Genomic DNA, 14,644 nt, shown 5'->3' on the forward strand with positions numbered 1-14,644 from the left:
CTAATGTACGCAAGCGTCGAAAGCGAACCTAGGCTTTTAATGTCCGCAATGGGTCGAAAACGGACATGAGCAGTATGAGATCGGAAGGTCCGCTTTCGGGCTTGGGCTAGCCGTGCCGTAGCGACTGGGATGGGCGCTAAACGGACCTTGAACTAGTGACCGCAGGAACGGCAAGCGACGGTTAGCCCTTTGAGAGCGTCCCGGCCGTCCAGTTTAAGGCCACTCTTTCCCTCGTCGGCGTAAGTCCTGACGATCTCGAAGCCACGCGTCGCTGCGTACTTTCGGATGGCCGCTGACTGATTGTCCGTAGAGTATTTCTGATGCTCGGTGGACATACGAACGTATTGAGCCGCTCGAATTAAAGTGACGGCCGACTCGCCCGAACTGTCAGGTTGATCCCATTTAATGACCATCAGCGCCTCGGAGGTCGCAAGTGCCTTTGTTGAAACCGGGCGCTTTAGCGCAGGGGAGCCGGAAAGATGTTTCCAAAGACGGGCAACAAGTTTCCTGAAGGTTTCGTATCCTGCAATGGTGAGTACGCTTCCTCAATTGCCGACGCCCTCCGTACTGAACTGGGTCAGAGCCACCGCGCGACGAAGACGCTCATGCGCTGGACGGGCGCTAGCGACAGGACAGCGAAGAACTGGCTCAGCGGCTGCTTCGGACCGAGCGGGGGTCATTTGATCCAACTCGCCCGCGAGTCTGACATTGTGTTGTCGACCGTCTTGAGCCTTGCCGGCAGGCATCAACACTTAGTCGGAGCCGACCTACTTCAAATAAGGGCGGCCCTCGTAAACGCGACTGCGCTCATTGATGACCTGCTGGGATCCGAGCCAAAACGGTCGGCTTATGGGCCAGAAGCGCCGATCGACTGATCGACCGAACTCGCGGACTCGCTCGCCCGTCTCGGATTTAGCGGCAGGCGCCGTCGCCGTGCGAAGCCGCGACTAAGGGGGGTTCGAACTCCGCTTCACATAAGATGGGTTGTCGCGGGCTCCAGCCCGATTTTCGCTAACGACCCATTGCGGGCGTCAGCGATTCTCGATCCAGCGAAGACCCTCATACACCAGGTCGACAGTCGCACCGCAAAAGAAGCCCAGCAGGGCTGCATAAAGGACGCCTTCCTGCAAGCCGTCAGTGCTGGCAGGTCCACGCGTTGTGAACAGATTTACGATCAGATCTGATGGTCCAATCGGAAGCTGCGCGGCAGCCCACAAACCAACAAAGACCAGTGCCGCTGCTATCCCGCCGGCAAGCCCGAAGCGGAGCACGCGCGCCCCGTCGATCCGATCGGAGGTCATAGTCGCCATAGCTGGATCTCCTTTCCGCACCAGCCCTTAGGACAGGCGAGGATGAGCTTGGATACGCAATCCTGCGTATCCTGATGCGTGCGCGACCTCTTTCAGACTGTCGAAGGGCTATGACGGCTCGAACTCTTGAGCTGTGTCCAACTTCCCCATTGGGGATATCCGCCACGAGTACCAACGGAAAAGACCGAAAGCAGCTTTCACTGCTTCCGGTCTCCCGGCCGCCTCGGATGTTACTCTCCGGCGACAGTTGACTTATGCTCCTCCTGGCGGTGCGCTCATATACGTAGATTCCCCTAGTCCACCGAAAGCTCACTGCCGTTCGGCGCGGAAGCCGCGCTATGGAGTATCACCTAGAGATTGGCAGCGGCAGTGGGCCCATGGTGTCTTCTTAAAGTCGGCACATTCGCCGATCGAATGGAGGCAATCATGGCAACCGCTCAAGTCCCGCAGACGACCATCAAGCAGCGTTCCACGAGTCACATCGGAGTCGTTCGTCTGGCCGCTACAACAGGAGCGGCAGCCGGTCTGATTTTCGTACTATGCTGGCTCGGAACGTTCATATCGTTCGCGAGCCCCACCCACGTTTACATCAGCTTGTTCACCGATGCCGAGACTCAATCGATCCAGGCATTGGTTGAAGGCGGCATTTGGTCGCTGCTGTTCGGCCTTCTGTCGGGAGGCATGATTGCCGGCCTCTATAACCTGTTCGCGGGCCTTGACCGTCGCTAACCACAGTTCGGGCATGAATCACCTATTCAAAGGACAAGATGATGAAGATCAACTTCTAATCAGCAGCGATCGGCTTTGCAGTCGGGCTGGCCGTTACGGCCGCAGGTGCGCAAGCGGCCGTTCAAGCGACGCAACACGAGCACCCAACCCCGTCAGCGCAGAAGCCAGCTGCTGATGCGATGAAAGGGATGGAAGGGATGAAAGACATGGACGTGAAGATGGCCGACCCTGCCATGCGTAAAAGAATGGTGGAGCATATGGGCCAGTGCCGCGACATGATGTCGAAGATGATGCAGCATATGGGTCACGGAGCAGGGATAGAGAAACTGGCGCCGCCACAACCAAAGCACTGATCAACACTCACTTCTTAAGCTGCGCTTGCAACGGTTGAAGTCGCGGCCGGCGCCGCGAAGCTCAGCACACAGACGAAGCCGAAGAATAGAAAAGCCGTCAGAAGATAAAGCGCCGGCGGAATCTCGAATGTGCGATCTTCGCACGCACGCGTCATCGGTGGCGCGACGAGCTCGTTGCGATGAAACAGAATGGCGCGATTTAGTCGTTCAGCCACTCGATCATCCTGTGCTCCACCTCCGCAATGAGTGCGGCGTAGGAGAGTCGCCCGCCATCCGAAATTTCCCGATGTCTGATGGAACTCGCTGGCAACTCCTTGCTACTGTGGTGACGCTCAATCGGTCACGCCTCATGCGCGGCGCATGATCCCCAATCATCGTTCCCATCGGCCGTGATCCGTTCACCATCGACATTGGCGTAACCCACAAACGTCGTTTGCGACCAGCCATCGGGACGTTGCGTCGAGACAGCCATGATCCTGTGCGCGTCGAGGATTCGGATCGCGTCGTTTTCCACGCTCATTGCTTTTTCCTATCCCACCACCGCGCCGAACAGACGACCGACCCCTGCGGTCACTGCCATCGCAAGCGCACCCCAAAAGGTCACCCGTAACACGGAAGGACCGAGCGGAGCCCCACCGGCGCGGGCGCCGAGCCCGCCAAGCACTGAAAGGCAGATGATCGAGACAATTGCGACGGCCGGAACCAGCATCGCGGGAGGCGCCAAAGACACGACGAGTAGCGGCGCTGCAGCGCCAGCGGTGAAAGTCAGGGCAGAGGCTGTCGCCGCCTGCAAGGGACGAGCGGTCATCGTCGCGGATAAACCTAGCTCGTCGCGCGCATGCGCACCCAATGCGTCGCGTGCCATCATTTGATCGGCGACGGCACGCGCAGTTTCATGTTCGACGCCACGCATTTCGTAAATCCGTGTCAGCTCTTCCAGCTCGAGATCCGGTCGCTGCGTCAATTCGCGATCTTCGCGAGCAAGATCTGCTTTCTCGGTATCCGCTTGCGAGCTTACCGAGACGTATTCACCCGCGGCCATCGACATCGCGCCTGCGAACAATGCCGCAATGCCGGCAATAAGTATGGTCGATTGAGTTGCGTTCGATGCCGCGACGCCCACGATCAGGCTTGCCGTGGATACGATGCCGTCATTGGCTCCGAGCACCGCCGCGCGCAACCAGCCAATTCTCGAGGCCGCATGGCGTTCAGCGTGGACGTGAAGTCGGCTCACGGCAGATTGCGCTAATTGATTGAAGCGAGCTTAAGCATGCTCGTCGATCTTTACTGGGGCCTCTGGCCTCCCTCGTGATCCGCCCAGGCCGGAAGCGATATGCCCGGCGAAACGATAAAGCGACGGCTCAGCGGCGTCGCGCGCCAGGGGGTCGACGTCGACGTACCGTTCGGCACCTTCGCTAAGTGGCTCGTCTATCAGGCTGCAGCGAAGTCGGTACGCGTCGGCGAATTCTTTGTGCCGCTCCCGCGCCTCGGGACCCGCAGCGTTGCGCGCGGCCTCCTCCTCCTCAGCAACGCGGCGGCGAAAGTATGAATAGTCATCTCGGCGCATTGGACCCTCGAGCTGTTGAACCTGTCTAAAGCAATACACCGCCAGCCTCGCCACGTGTGGTTGTTCGCCGGCACTGCAACTGTCCGATACTGAGCCCCTTTGAGACGGCGCGCATTAGGTAATGCTGCGGATAGTCTTTGGATCGAGAGCCGTCCGATAGTTCCACAAAACGGGAGAGGTTAAGCCATGACACGCGTAGCTCGCCGGATGGCTTTTGCGGGGCTGTCACTGGAAATTCTGCTTGCAGCGTGCGGATCGCGCGGCAACAGAGATGTACTGCAGCTTGAGTGTCGAGGCGACGAGGTTGTCGACGCTCAACCCGTCAAGCGCTCAGTCAACAGAATCTACCGATTGGATCCTCAAGCGTCTGCGCTGGAGAATTGGGATTCCCAAGCCGGTCGGTTTGTCCGGTGGGGCACCGGGCGAGTTTCGATCGACAGGAGATTTGCTGCATATGGAGGCGAGGTCCGGTCGATGAACCAGGACATACGAGTGAAAAAAGAGCTTGAGTTCAACCGTTCTACGAAGAAGATCCTTGACCGCATCGAGGGCTCGTGGGGCAGTGTGGCTGCGTTCAGTGGCACCTGCGAGGAGCGTTATGGGCCCGACGATCACTCCGCTTCAGCAAGCTGAATCGCGCGATCGTCGAGCAGCCGTTTCACCTCCTCGTCAGTTGTCTGGGTGAAATCATCATAATGAGCGCCGACAGCGTGAAACGGGTCCGGTGTGATAAGGCAGACCACTTCATCGCACTCGCTGTTCAACGATAGCAAGCTGTCGGGAGCTCCGACTGGAACGGCCAGGATCAGCTTGGCGGGATTCTTCTGCCGGATCGCGCGAAGCGCCGCTCGAACCGTGCTTCCGGTGGCGATCCCATCATCGACCACGATCACTGTCCTGCCCGTGACCGGAATGGGTTTGCGTCCGCCCAGATACTGCTCTCGCCTGCGTTCAATTTCCCTAAACTGGCGGTGCGCCTCGTTGTGGATGTAGCCGGACGGAACGGCGAGTTGGCCCACGACGTCCCGATTGATGAGGATCTGCGGGTTGTCGCCGTCGATCACTGCTCCGATGCCGAATTCCGGGTGATGCGGAGCACCAAGCTTTCGAACGAGCAACAGGTCGAGATCGGCGTTTAGCCGCTCTGCGACCTCATAGGCCACCGGAACGCCGCCGCGCGGAAGCGCCAGGATCAACGGGTGTGCATCCTTGAACTTGAGCAGCTGCCCGGCAAGCAGACGCCCCGCCGCCCGGCGATTGGGGAAGGGCAGCTCGACTGGATTACGGTCGCCCGCGTTGAGGTACGTTCCGAACCACCGTGTCGCCCGTGCGACAACCTCGTCGAGCGTGCCGAGCTCCTCGAACAGATGCGAGGCGCCAGGGACGATCGAGAGTTCGACCGTGCACCGCATATTCTGCATCGCCCAGCGGTTGAGCTCGAGCACGTGCTCGTCGCGGCTGCCGACGAGGAGCAGAGTCGGCGCCTCGACCGACGAGAGCGCATTGCCGGCAAGGTCTGGACGGCCGCCTCTGGAGACGACCGCGGAAACATGCTCGGGGTCCATTGCCGCGGCCACGAGCGCCGCGCCGCCGCCGGTGCTCGCTCCGAAAAAGCCAATGGGCAATCGCGCAATCTCCGGCGTCGCTCTTGCCCATTCGGTCGCCTCGACAAGCCGGGAAGCAAGCAGCTCGATATCAAACACGTTGCGGCGATCCGCTTCCTCTTCGGAACTGAGAAGATCGAGGAGCAGCGTCGCGAAACCCTCATGCTCCAGGCGACGGGCGACATGATTGTTGCGCGGGCTGAACCTGCCGCTGCCGCTGCCGTGGGCGAAGATGACCAGACCCTTGGGACTGGCTGGCGAACCAAGCAGCCCCTCCAGATGATGTGGCCCGACGATCATGCGTGTGGGCTGGGTTTGTGCAGGGGCCATTCGAGCCTCCGAAGCGACCGCGGCGGCGGGGCACGCCCGCCGCCGCGCTTTTCAAGTTCAGGCAACGATCAACTTGTCTTCGATCTGCGAGACGCCGGGCGCGGCCCATGCGGCGCGTTCGGCGATGCCCCGCTTGCCCCAAGTGGTCACGGTCCCTTCGAGGGTGATCTTATGCCCGTCGGCGCGGACCTTGATCTTCTCCGCCTCCAGATCCGCCTGGCGCTCGAACGCCTGCTCGATTCGCTGCTTCACGTCGCCGGTGCTCACCGACGGCTTGACGTTGATCCAATTATCGACGCGCAGCACGCCGGTGATCTTGGATGCGTCCTTGAAGGCGAGATCCTTCTGGTAATTCCACTCCACGTCGCCCCGAAGTCGGACGGCGCCATCTTCGACGGTTACGTTGATCTTGTCGTGCGGGACCAGCGAATCCCACTCGATCACATCGGCGACGCGTTTGGCGATCTCGGAGTCGGTCGTCTTGCTTTGGTAGGGGTACCGCACGGCAAGATCCTCGGCGAGAGCGCGAACGCCCTTTACCCGCCGCGCCGTTTTCTCCGCCAACAGCTTCTCCGAATAGCTGCCGACAACGCCCGAAAGGGTGACGACCCCGTCCTTGGCTGAGATGCCGATCTGCTCGTGATCAACTCCCGGTTCCCATTTCAGCTCGTCCATCACGTCTTGCTGAAGCTGACTGTCGCTTTTCATCACAATTCTCCTTTTGACTGGTTGTTGCGTTACGCAAACACGGGGGCCTGGCAGTGCAGGCCGCTTGGCTCGCAGATGTCGGCGAGTGCTTCAGTGACCTCCTTTTTGTCGGGGTCGTGCTTGGCCAAGTCCGCCAGCGCCACCATCCCGACGACCTCGTCGCGACCGTTGCAGACCGGCATGCGCCGGATCTGCTCACGCGACATGAGGGCGAGGACGGTTTCGATACTGTCCTCCGGCGAGCACGTATCGACGTTCTCGCTCATGACCCGGCGCACGGGCGCGTCTGTGGAAATTCCGGCCGCTACGCCGCGGACCGCAATGTCGCGATCGGTTACGATCCCGACGAGCTTGCCGTCGCTGAGGATGGGAAGCGCACCCAGGTCGTTCTCGGCCATTCGACGCGCCGCATCGGCAATGGTGTTCGTGGAGTCGATCGAGTCGACCGACTTGCTCATGATGTCTTTGATTTTCATCGCATCCTCCTTGGACGCTCTGGAAAATCGCAGGTCCTGCAGCAGTCCGCTTTACGGAAATATCCCTAGGTCGCCCGGGCCACCGCCCTGGACCGGCCGGCCCCTCGATCTTCCGGGGCTAGAGGCCGAAGGGATAGGTCTCGGGAGCCCCGTGAGGCCTTTCGTGACCGAGCGGCGTGACGGCGTGGGTTTGCTCGAACCATATCCAGCAGTCGAACTGCTCCGACAGAACGGCCTCGAAATAATGGCTGTAGAGCTCTGTTTCCGGCCGGTAGATCACGCCGATCGCCCGTTCGAGCCGCGGCTCGCGAAGCATTTCCCTGAGCTGGGAACGATCAGGGCTGCGCCACTCCGTGAGGCTCCGCGCCACGCCCGTGCGCCGAAAGACATGCTCGTAACTGTCGGCGCGCGCGGCGCGAACCGACTTGATCTCCATGTCGGCGCCCCAGTCGCTCGCGGCCGCAACCGTTCCGGTATCCGTGCCAAAACCGACGAGCACGGCGCCGTCGCCATAGGCGATCCGGGCGAGCTCGCCGATGTTGAACTGGCCTCGCCAGCCCATTGCGGTCGCGGCGGCATTGCCGACATGGCTGTTATGGGCCCAGACGACGGCCTTGGTCCCAAATCCGCGCTGCGCGACGATCGCCTGAAGCGTGTCGAACATGTGCCGGTCACGCAAGTTCCAGGACTCGTTGGAGCCCTGATACATGATCCGGTAATAGCGCTCGGCCGCGCGAACGATGCGGGCATTCTGGGCCGCGTCGAACCAGGACTCGCCATCCTGGTCGATCCAGTCCAGCCTGTTTGCGAGCATCTCCTTGAGCTGCTCAGCGACATTCGCCTCGCACGGGTCGAGACCGCCGTGAACCACGGCCTGTCCATATTTCGCCGGATCCTCCTGCCACGGAGACAGGCAGCCGTAGCGGTAGCGGGCGCGCTCCGATGCCTGCGGGTCGACGCGGTCCAGATAGGAGATGACGGCGTGTATCGATTCGCTCAGGCTGTAGACGTCGAGCCCGTGGAACGAGGCCTGCCGCTCCGATGACTTGCCCTCATTGTAGCCGCGCAGCCAGTCGGCAAATGCCAGCAGTTCGACATTGCGCCACATCCAGGTTGGAAATCGCACGAAAGAGTCACCGCGCCGCGGTCGCTTCGCGTGGTGCCGGACATAACCGTCGATCCGTGCCGCATCCGGCCAGTCGGCTTCGACGGCAACAACCGTGAAGCCATGCTTCTCGATCAGCCGGCGCGTGATCGCCGCCCGGGCGCGATAGAATTCCGACGTGCCGTGAGTAGCTTCGCCCAACAAGACGACATTTGCATCAGCAAAGCGATCAAAGAAGGCGCCAAATTCCTCAGCGCTTTCCGGCGGCGGCAGGGGCTCCAGATGCGGTAGCAGGGCAGCGGCCAACTGATCCGGCTTCTGGACCTTGCCGACCTCGGGATGCGTTACGATTCTCATAAGGCCACCGTGGATTTCCAAGTGAGCGCCAATTTAGCCGGCAAACCGTCGCCGTCTCTACGCAAGGATACGGATGCCAGCTGGCCGGCGCTGCCGTTATTCGTGCAAGCCATCTCAAGAGGAGTGCCCGTCAATGCCCAACACTGCCGCCGCCAAGGTCCATTTGAACAGGATGCTCACCGAACTGCAGGGACGGGAGCAGCGGATTGGCGAGGACCTTGAGCAGCCACTCAATCCTGATTCTTCCGAGCGCGCCGTCGAGATGGAGGATGACGCCTCGCTCGAAGGCCAGGCGACACTGCTTGAGCGGGAGATCGCATCGGTGAAGCAGGCCTTGGCGCGGATCGAAGATGGCGGTTACGGCGAATGCGTGCGCTGCGGCGAGGAAATCGTAGTGGCTCGCCTGGAGGCCAGACCGGAGGCGGCCCTTTGCATCAACTGCGCGCGCGAGGCAGAGTGACAGTGGTTTGGTTCTAACGCCTTGACGGCGCCGCTCGCGACCGCTCGATTGGCGCCGACGGTAAAGCGATCGGGTGAACTACGTATCCTGCCGTCTGCAAGGGCCGACATATACATGCGGTGCCATGCTGCCGAGCCCGGCGGAAGTGGCGTTTCACCAGGGGAAAGGCCCGCAGTTGATCCGAATTGCCTTGGCATTGACGCTTGTTGGCGTGCCGCTTGCGGCGATGGCCGCGCAGTCAGATCAGGGGCCACCGCGCTGGGCAGCAAACATTGTGCGGAAACAGCACGTCGTCATGAACGGGATTCCGATCCCATACAGGGCCTCGAGGGACCGATTGCCCGATACGAGCGCGAAACTGCGGACGGGCGCGGTTGTATTCGAGCGGCATTGCTCCGCATGTCACGGTTGGAGTGGACAAGGAGGCGGACCAGAGGCCTTCGCACTGGTTCCAGCCCCGGCCGACTTGGAGTGGCTCGAGCGCACCCCAAAGGCTCGTTCGGAGCCTTACATGTATTGGACAATCGCTGAGGGCGGCCGACCTTTCGAATCGGATATGCCTGCATTCAAACGAACTCTGTCCGATAGGGAGATCTGGTCGGTTATTGCTTATATTCGAGCAGGGCTTCCGCGCAGTTCGCCGTAATGGCAACGGTATACAGGTTCGTTTGGAAAACTCGCGTCGACAGCGTCCTTGAAGCTAAGGTTGTACACTTCGGTGTAGCCCATCTCTTGGAGTGTTTTTCCCGCGAGCGCGGAACGGCCGCCCGAGGCGCCGTACAGGATGATTGGCCGATCCTTTTGGCTCGCGGTTGGGCTCTTCATCGAAAGTCGGCGCCGATGGCTCCACGGCCATACCGCAAATGGGGCAATTGCCAGTATGATCCCACCGGATCTGCGGGTGCATCGGGCACGTCCAGATGGTGGCTTGCACCGTCACGTCAGCCTTGTTGCCGAATGGTCGAACTCGAAGACGTCGCCCATTTTCGGAATCACGCAACTCCAGCCGAGTTCAGCCTCGACCCGGTCGCGCAGTGCGGCCGACGAGGCGGGCTCGCCATGAACGACAAAGGTTTTCTTCGGTGGCGAAGTAAAGCCGCTCACCCATCGCAACAACTCATTTGAGTCCGCGTGCGCTGACAGCATGGTGAGGTCGGCGATTTCCGCGCGAATTTCGATCCAATCGCCGTGGATCTTCACGTCGCGCACTCCATCGACGAGGGCCCGGCCGCGGGTCCCGGGAGCCTGGAATCCTGCGAACAGGATGGTGTTGCGCGGGTCCCGCCCGAATGCCTTGATGTGATGCAGCACGCGGCCGCCTGTCGCCATTCCGCTGGCGGAGATGATCACCTTGGGCATCCTGCTGGCGGACAGCATCTTGGAGCCATCGGTATCGCGCACGTAGGTGGCCATCGAGAAGGCCTCGTGGCAGGCAAGCGGTTGCAGGCGGTGGTCGTCCATGTGCGCCGACATAAGATCAGTTGCGTTAATCGCCATCGGACTGTCCACATAGATGGGAACGAGCTGAATCTCGCCGGTCATCTTGAGCAGCCACAGCTGATAGAGCAAAGACTGCGTGCGGCCGATCGCGAAGGACGGAATTACCACCGTGCCGCCACGACGGACGGTCCGGTCGATGACGTCCTTTAGCATCGCTTCAGGATCGACGTTTGGATGGATGCGGTCGCCGTAAGTCGACTCGACGATTAGGTAGTCGGCGTGATCGACCCGCTCTGGATCGACCATGATGGGATCGTTGAAGCGGCCAAGGTCACCGGAGAATACGATCGTCTGCCCGTGCATTTTCAGCTCGACCGTTGCGGCTCCCAAGATGTGGCCGGCGCGCCGGAATAAGAGCGAAGTTCCTTCGCCCAACTCCAGCGGATCATGCCATGCGACCGATTGGAACTGCCCCAAAGCGCGCTCGGCGTCTTTGGTGGAGTAGAGGGGCATCGCAGGCTTGTGCCGGCTGAATCCGTGCCGGTTGGCGAATTCGGCGTCCTTTTCCTGCAGGTGCGCGCTGTCGAGAAGGATCAAACGTGCGACATCTGACGTGGCGCCGGTGGCGTAGATCGGACCTGCGAAACCTTCGCGGACCAACCTGGGCAGGTAACCACTGTGGTCGAGATGCGCGTGCGTCAAAACCACAGCGTCAATCGATGAGGCAGGAACAACAAGATGCTGCCAGTTGCGCTCACGCAGATCCCGCGGACCCTGAAACAATCCGCAGTCGACGAGCAGCCGTCGTCCACCCAATTCGAGCAGATACTTTGAACCGGTGACTGTGCCCGCCGCGCCCAGGAACGTCAGAGTGTGCATGTCAGTCTCCTGAGTTGCAACAATGTTCTTCAAATTAGAGGCTCGTTCGGGTCGAGACGGCTGCGCTCACGCTGGTCGTGACCCTTGGCGTCATCACAAAGCGCGCCGCATACCATCCGCCGCAAAGCAGCCCGATGACGAGTCCGCCGAACAATTCGCTGGAACTCGGCTTTGCAAACCGCATGATTTCTATGACGGCTGGAACTGTGAGGGTCATCGCCAACAGGCCGGAAGCGGCTGCCAGTATCAGCCAGAACATGCGCCGATGCGCTCCAATCAGACCCCGTTCCTTGCTCATGAGCATGGACGCCGCAAGAGACATATGCCCGCTCACGAGAGCGATGAAGGCTGCCGTCCGGGCATGGCCCTCGCTAACTCCGCTATGATTCAGCCATGCATACAGCCCGAGCACACCCGCCAGCAGAATTAATCCCTGAACCACGGCAAGCGCGATCTGAGCTGAACCAAACAATGGTTCGTCTGACCGCCGCGGTGGTTGTCTCATCGCGTCAGCTTCGCTCGGCTCGGCCTCGAACACGATCGAGCAGAGCGGATCGATGATGAGTTCGAGCAGAACGAGATGCATGGGATAGAGCATCGGTGGCAGTCCAAGCAGGAGAGGCAGAAGGGCCAGCGCAGCGACTGGAATGTGGATGGCGGCGATGTAGGTCATGGCTCGGCGAAGATTTACAAAGATCCGTCGCCCGAGGCTGATACCGCTCACAATCGATGCGAAGCGGTCATCGAGCAGGATGAGGTCCGCCGCTTCCCGTGCAACATCGGTGCCGCGCAGGCCCATCGCTATTCCAACGTCCGCCGCCGCGAGGGCCGGCGCATCGTTTACGCCGTCGCCCGTCATCGCCACGACATGGCCAAGTTCCTGGAAGCGGCGAACGAGACTGAGCTTCTGTTCGGGCATCACGCGCGCGAAAACCCGTACGTTCGAGATATTGGGTGCGTTTTCGGCTTCGGCGCCGGTCAAGACACCGGCATTCGTGTCAATGCCCGCTTCGCGCGCCACCGCCAAGGCGGTCGCGGCATAGTCTCCTGTGATCATTGCGATGCTCACTCGAGCTTGCCGTGCAAGATCTAGGGCCGCCCGCACGTCAGCACGCACGGGGTCTTCGAAACCTAAGAGGCCTTCAAAGTCGTAATGGGCCTCATCGGGGTGGAGCCCATCCTCCTTGGCTTGCGCTGTCGCGACGCCCAATACACGCATTCCCGCTGCCGCCATGGCATGGATGGCGCTTTCCGCCTCGGCTCGGCTGTCCTCGTCTAGGTGGCAAAGATCCAGGATCGTCTCGGGTGCCCCTTTCGCGGCGTAGACAAGGCCGTCGGACTGGGCATTCTTCCACACCTGCACGACCGCGAGGAACTCGGGCCTGAGCGGATAGGATCGAACAAGTTCGGAACCATCGCGCGGACCGGCTGCGGTGTGCACCGCAATATCCATCGGGTCCTGCGGCCGGACGGCGGAAGCGAGTTGGGCGGCTTTGATCACAACGCGTGGTTCTGCGAGCAGGTCGTCGTTCATGTCGTGCACTGCCCCTGCCCGCCAGACCCTCCGAAGAGCCATTCGATTCTCGGTGATGGTGCCCGTCTTATCGACGCAAAGCATCGTCGTAGCACCCAACGTTTCGATGACGGCCGAGCGACGCACGAGAACTTTATGCTGGGCGAGCCGCCATGCCCCAATCGCCATGAAGATGACGAGGACCATGGGGAATTCTTCCGGGATCAATGAAATCGCGAGCGTGAGTCCGCTAAGCGCCCCTTGAAACCAATCGTGCCGAATTAGACCGTACGCGAGCGCGACCATCAGGCAGAAGAATATCGCCGCGACGCCTATGCGGCTGACGAGCCAGCGAATATCCCGTTGGACCAGGGTCGGCTGCTCTCGAATGTCGTGGAGCGCATTCCCTATCTTCCCGACTCTCGATGCCGTGCCGGTAGAGGTGATTTCGACCAGCCCCTGACCGCGAAGCACGAGTGTCGAAGCAAATAAGGCAAAGCTTCTCGGCTCTCCCGGCTCAACCTCAGTCGCGTGGGGTTCGCCTGATTCCAGTGGAATTTTTGTAGACGCGGCTGCCTCGCCCGTAAGCGCCGACTCGTCCACCTCGAGGGCATCCCCCTCGAGAAGAATTCCATCTGCCGGGACTCGAGTTCCCTCGGCTATGAGCACAACGTCGCCAGGCACAATCCCCTGCGCGGCAATTGTCCGGGCAATCCCGTCCCTCAAGACGCGCGCCTTGGGCTCGGCTAGTTCATTCAGAGCCTGGAGCGCTCTTTCGCTACGGGCCTCCTGCACGACCACCAGAGCAAGAGAGAGCATTGCCCCTGCGGACAGAAATACACCCTCCGCCAGGTCGCCGAAGATCAGATAGAGCGCCGCTGCTGCCAGTAGCAGAAGAAACATGGGCTCGCGCAGCGTTTCACGAGCGATCCGACCCAAGGTTCTGCGCGTTGGGGCAGCAATGATGTTGGGTCCGTATTGCGCGAGCCGCCGTGCAGCTTCCTGCTGGGTCAGTCCGGAAAGCTGCACTTTGTCTGCCATTGTACTAGTTAGCTGCAAGGCCGCGTTGATGCTTTACGGAAAACCACGGAGGCTCACGATCGGACAGGCGCGTTGAGTTGAATGCCTTCCGGAGAAAGAGGGCTGGGGAGCGAGGAATCTCCGGAAGGCCGCTCCTCTTTCGCGGTCCGTCGCGAGTAGCGGAATACGTAAGAATACCGACTCAGCTTTCAGCTGCCGCGGCGGCCATAAACCCCCAGTCATCTTCGCGTGCGGGCGTCATTTCGACGCCGCCCGGACTTACCGTCAGGAGATCGGCGTGACCGAAGCCCTTCGAATAGTCGAGAATCGTCACGACGCTGCAGTAGGCACGCATAACGGCTGAATGGCCAAGAGCGGGCCTCGGCAGCTTTGCAAGCGCGGGATGTCGCTGAAGGACGAGATCGATTGCCCGCTCGCGTTGTTCGGGATCGCGGACTTCAGACGCGTTGGCCGCTATGGACAGCGCCTTGATTTGCGCAGGGTCCTCGAAATCGCGGCCGACGACGATCGAGACGCGGCTATCCCGTACGATATTCGCGTATTTTTGACTGGCTCGCGAGACGACAAAGTAAAGCAGCAGCCCTTCGTTCGCGTAACTGACCATCGTGGCCTGCGGCCAGCCGTCCGGCCGCAGGGTCGCGACCGCCATCAGCCGGTACTTGTCGAGGATATCGATAGCCTTCTGCTCCATCAGCTGCTTGTCGCCCAATGGAGTGAGCCGGTCGCTACGCAATTTCCCATAAGGGACCTAGTCTAACCCATGATAAGAGGG

17 protein-coding genes and 1 pseudogene are annotated in these 14,644 nt (G+C 60.8%); 5 read left to right on the plus strand and 13 right to left on the minus strand.

Features of this window, described 5'->3' with window-relative positions; all coding sequences use genetic code 11:
* Window positions 1-152: 152 nt before the first annotated feature.
* The gene (locus RMO25_RS01870; protein WP_309660907.1) at window positions 153-413 is read right to left on the minus strand and encodes a recombinase family protein; all 261 of its coding nucleotides are present in this window, start codon (window positions 411-413) and stop codon (window positions 153-155) included.
* A 618-nt stretch (window positions 414-1,031) separates the two neighbouring features.
* Window positions 1,032-1,310: a hypothetical protein gene (locus tag RMO25_RS01875; RefSeq protein WP_309660908.1), complete on the minus strand. Its 279-nt coding sequence runs from the start codon at window positions 1,308-1,310 to the stop codon at window positions 1,032-1,034.
* Between the two features lie 426 nt (window positions 1,311-1,736).
* Here RMO25_RS01875 and RMO25_RS01880 point away from each other — a divergent pair, with 426 nt between their 5' ends.
* Window positions 1,737-2,039 carry a hypothetical protein gene (locus tag RMO25_RS01880; protein WP_309660909.1) on the plus strand — a complete coding sequence of 101 codons (303 nt, stop codon included), beginning with the start codon at window positions 1,737-1,739 and terminating at the stop codon, window positions 2,037-2,039.
* A 197-nt stretch (window positions 2,040-2,236) separates the two neighbouring features.
* Window positions 2,237-2,392 carry a hypothetical protein gene (locus tag RMO25_RS01885; protein ID WP_309660910.1) on the plus strand — a complete coding sequence of 52 codons (156 nt, stop codon included), beginning with the start codon at window positions 2,237-2,239 and terminating at the stop codon, window positions 2,390-2,392.
* A gap of 340 nt (window positions 2,393-2,732) precedes the next feature.
* On the opposite strand, the gene RMO25_RS01890 is transcribed toward RMO25_RS01885, so the two are convergent.
* Together RMO25_RS01890 and RMO25_RS01895 are read right to left on the minus strand one after the other, a co-directional pair.
* Window positions 2,733-2,912 (minus strand): hypothetical protein, encoded by a 180-nt coding sequence (locus RMO25_RS01890; RefSeq protein ID WP_309660911.1) that lies wholly within the window; start codon window positions 2,910-2,912, stop codon window positions 2,733-2,735.
* Window positions 2,913-2,921: 9 nt separating this feature from the next.
* On the minus strand, window positions 2,922-3,626 hold the full coding sequence (locus RMO25_RS01895) for a VIT family protein (RefSeq protein ID WP_309660912.1): 705 nt from the start codon (window positions 3,624-3,626) through the stop codon (window positions 2,922-2,924).
* 99 nt (window positions 3,627-3,725) lie between these two features.
* Between RMO25_RS01895 and RMO25_RS01900 the strand changes: the two genes are divergently transcribed.
* Window positions 3,726-3,941, plus strand: a complete 216-nt coding sequence (locus tag RMO25_RS01900; protein ID WP_309660913.1) for a hypothetical protein — start codon at window positions 3,726-3,728, stop codon at window positions 3,939-3,941.
* Between the two features lie 629 nt (window positions 3,942-4,570).
* Here RMO25_RS01900 and RMO25_RS01905 read toward each other — a convergent pair.
* From RMO25_RS01905 to RMO25_RS01920, 4 genes are all read right to left on the minus strand, one after another.
* Window positions 4,571-5,893 carry a phosphoribosyltransferase gene (locus RMO25_RS01905; RefSeq protein WP_309660914.1) on the minus strand — a complete coding sequence of 441 codons (1,323 nt, stop codon included), beginning with the start codon at window positions 5,891-5,893 and terminating at the stop codon, window positions 4,571-4,573.
* A 57-nt stretch (window positions 5,894-5,950) separates the two neighbouring features.
* The gene (locus RMO25_RS01910; protein WP_309660915.1) at window positions 5,951-6,601 is read right to left on the minus strand and encodes a BON domain-containing protein; all 651 of its coding nucleotides are present in this window, start codon (window positions 6,599-6,601) and stop codon (window positions 5,951-5,953) included.
* 29 nt (window positions 6,602-6,630) lie between these two features.
* Window positions 6,631-7,077, minus strand: coding sequence for a CBS domain-containing protein (locus tag RMO25_RS01915; RefSeq protein ID WP_309660916.1), 447 nt, complete (start codon window positions 7,075-7,077; stop codon window positions 6,631-6,633).
* 118 nt (window positions 7,078-7,195) lie between these two features.
* Window positions 7,196-8,539 carry an erythromycin esterase family protein gene (locus RMO25_RS01920; protein ID WP_309660917.1) on the minus strand — a complete coding sequence of 448 codons (1,344 nt, stop codon included), beginning with the start codon at window positions 8,537-8,539 and terminating at the stop codon, window positions 7,196-7,198.
* Window positions 8,540-8,672: 133 nt separating this feature from the next.
* Here RMO25_RS01920 and RMO25_RS01925 point away from each other — a divergent pair, with 133 nt between their 5' ends.
* On the plus strand, window positions 8,673-8,999 hold the full coding sequence (locus tag RMO25_RS01925; RefSeq protein WP_309660918.1) for a TraR/DksA family transcriptional regulator: 327 nt from the start codon (window positions 8,673-8,675) through the stop codon (window positions 8,997-8,999).
* A gap of 295 nt (window positions 9,000-9,294) precedes the next feature.
* Window positions 9,295-9,645 (plus strand): c-type cytochrome, encoded by a 351-nt coding sequence (locus RMO25_RS13830; protein WP_405051824.1) that lies wholly within the window; start codon window positions 9,295-9,297, stop codon window positions 9,643-9,645.
* Here RMO25_RS13830 and RMO25_RS13835 read toward each other — a convergent pair.
* The 5 genes and pseudogenes from RMO25_RS13835 to RMO25_RS01945 form a co-directional block, all read right to left on the minus strand.
* The gene (locus RMO25_RS13835) at window positions 9,609-9,824 is read right to left on the minus strand and encodes a rhodanese-like domain-containing protein (protein ID WP_405051822.1); all 216 of its coding nucleotides are present in this window, start codon (window positions 9,822-9,824) and stop codon (window positions 9,609-9,611) included. The two genes, RMO25_RS13830 and RMO25_RS13835, sit on opposite strands and share 37 nt — an antisense overlap.
* Window positions 9,805-9,930: pseudogene (locus RMO25_RS01930) on the minus strand (heavy metal-binding domain-containing protein); the annotation flags it as partial. The pseudogene RMO25_RS01930 and the gene RMO25_RS13835, both read right to left, overlap by 20 nt.
* Before the next feature lie 5 nt (window positions 9,931-9,935).
* Entirely contained in the window at window positions 9,936-11,318 is a 1,383-nt protein-coding gene (locus RMO25_RS01935) for an MBL fold metallo-hydrolase (RefSeq protein ID WP_309660919.1), read from the minus strand.
* 34 nt (window positions 11,319-11,352) lie between these two features.
* A complete protein-coding gene (locus RMO25_RS01940) occupies window positions 11,353-13,872 on the minus strand; it encodes a cation-translocating P-type ATPase (RefSeq protein WP_309660920.1) in 2,520 nt (839 codons plus the stop codon).
* Window positions 13,873-14,053: 181 nt separating this feature from the next.
* Window positions 14,054-14,581, minus strand: coding sequence for a pyridoxamine 5'-phosphate oxidase family protein (locus RMO25_RS01945; RefSeq protein ID WP_309660921.1), 528 nt, complete (start codon window positions 14,579-14,581; stop codon window positions 14,054-14,056).
* Window positions 14,582-14,644 lie beyond the last annotated feature (63 nt).

The sequence above is a fragment of the Sphingomonas sp. genome (assembly GCF_031361285.1).
In the GTDB taxonomy this organism is placed as follows: Bacteria; Pseudomonadota; Alphaproteobacteria; order Sphingomonadales; family Sphingomonadaceae; genus Sphingomicrobium.

What these genes read in the sequence shown, in the direction of transcription:
- RMO25_RS01870 (WP_309660907.1), bottom strand. Translation starts at nt 413, where the DNA reads ATGGTCATTAAATGGGATCAACCTGACAGTTCGGGCGAGTCGGCCGTC.
- RMO25_RS01875 (WP_309660908.1), bottom strand. Translation starts at nt 1,310, where the DNA reads ATGGCGACTATGACCTCCGATCGGATCGACGGGGCGCGCGTGCTCCGC.
- RMO25_RS01880 (WP_309660909.1), top strand. Translation starts at nt 1,737, where the DNA reads ATGGCAACCGCTCAAGTCCCGCAGACGACCATCAAGCAGCGTTCCACG.
- RMO25_RS01885 (WP_309660910.1), top strand. Translation starts at nt 2,237, where the DNA reads ATGAAAGACATGGACGTGAAGATGGCCGACCCTGCCATGCGTAAAAGA.
- RMO25_RS01890 (WP_309660911.1), bottom strand. Translation starts at nt 2,912, where the DNA reads ATGAGCGTGGAAAACGACGCGATCCGAATCCTCGACGCGCACAGGATC.
- RMO25_RS01900 (WP_309660913.1), top strand. Translation starts at nt 3,726, where the DNA reads ATGCCCGGCGAAACGATAAAGCGACGGCTCAGCGGCGTCGCGCGCCAG.
- RMO25_RS01905 (WP_309660914.1), bottom strand. Translation starts at nt 5,893, where the DNA reads ATGGCCCCTGCACAAACCCAGCCCACACGCATGATCGTCGGGCCACAT.
- RMO25_RS01910 (WP_309660915.1), bottom strand. Translation starts at nt 6,601, where the DNA reads ATGAAAAGCGACAGTCAGCTTCAGCAAGACGTGATGGACGAGCTGAAA.
- RMO25_RS01915 (WP_309660916.1), bottom strand. Translation starts at nt 7,077, where the DNA reads ATGAAAATCAAAGACATCATGAGCAAGTCGGTCGACTCGATCGACTCC.
- RMO25_RS01920 (WP_309660917.1), bottom strand. Translation starts at nt 8,539, where the DNA reads ATGAGAATCGTAACGCATCCCGAGGTCGGCAAGGTCCAGAAGCCGGAT.
- RMO25_RS01925 (WP_309660918.1), top strand. Translation starts at nt 8,673, where the DNA reads ATGCCCAACACTGCCGCCGCCAAGGTCCATTTGAACAGGATGCTCACC.
- RMO25_RS13830 (WP_405051824.1), top strand. Translation starts at nt 9,295, where the DNA reads ATGAACGGGATTCCGATCCCATACAGGGCCTCGAGGGACCGATTGCCC.
- RMO25_RS13835 (WP_405051822.1), bottom strand. Translation starts at nt 9,824, where the DNA reads ATGAAGAGCCCAACCGCGAGCCAAAAGGATCGGCCAATCATCCTGTAC.
- RMO25_RS01935 (WP_309660919.1), bottom strand. Translation starts at nt 11,318, where the DNA reads ATGCACACTCTGACGTTCCTGGGCGCGGCGGGCACAGTCACCGGTTCA.
- RMO25_RS01940 (WP_309660920.1), bottom strand. Translation starts at nt 13,872, where the DNA reads ATGGCAGACAAAGTGCAGCTTTCCGGACTGACCCAGCAGGAAGCTGCA.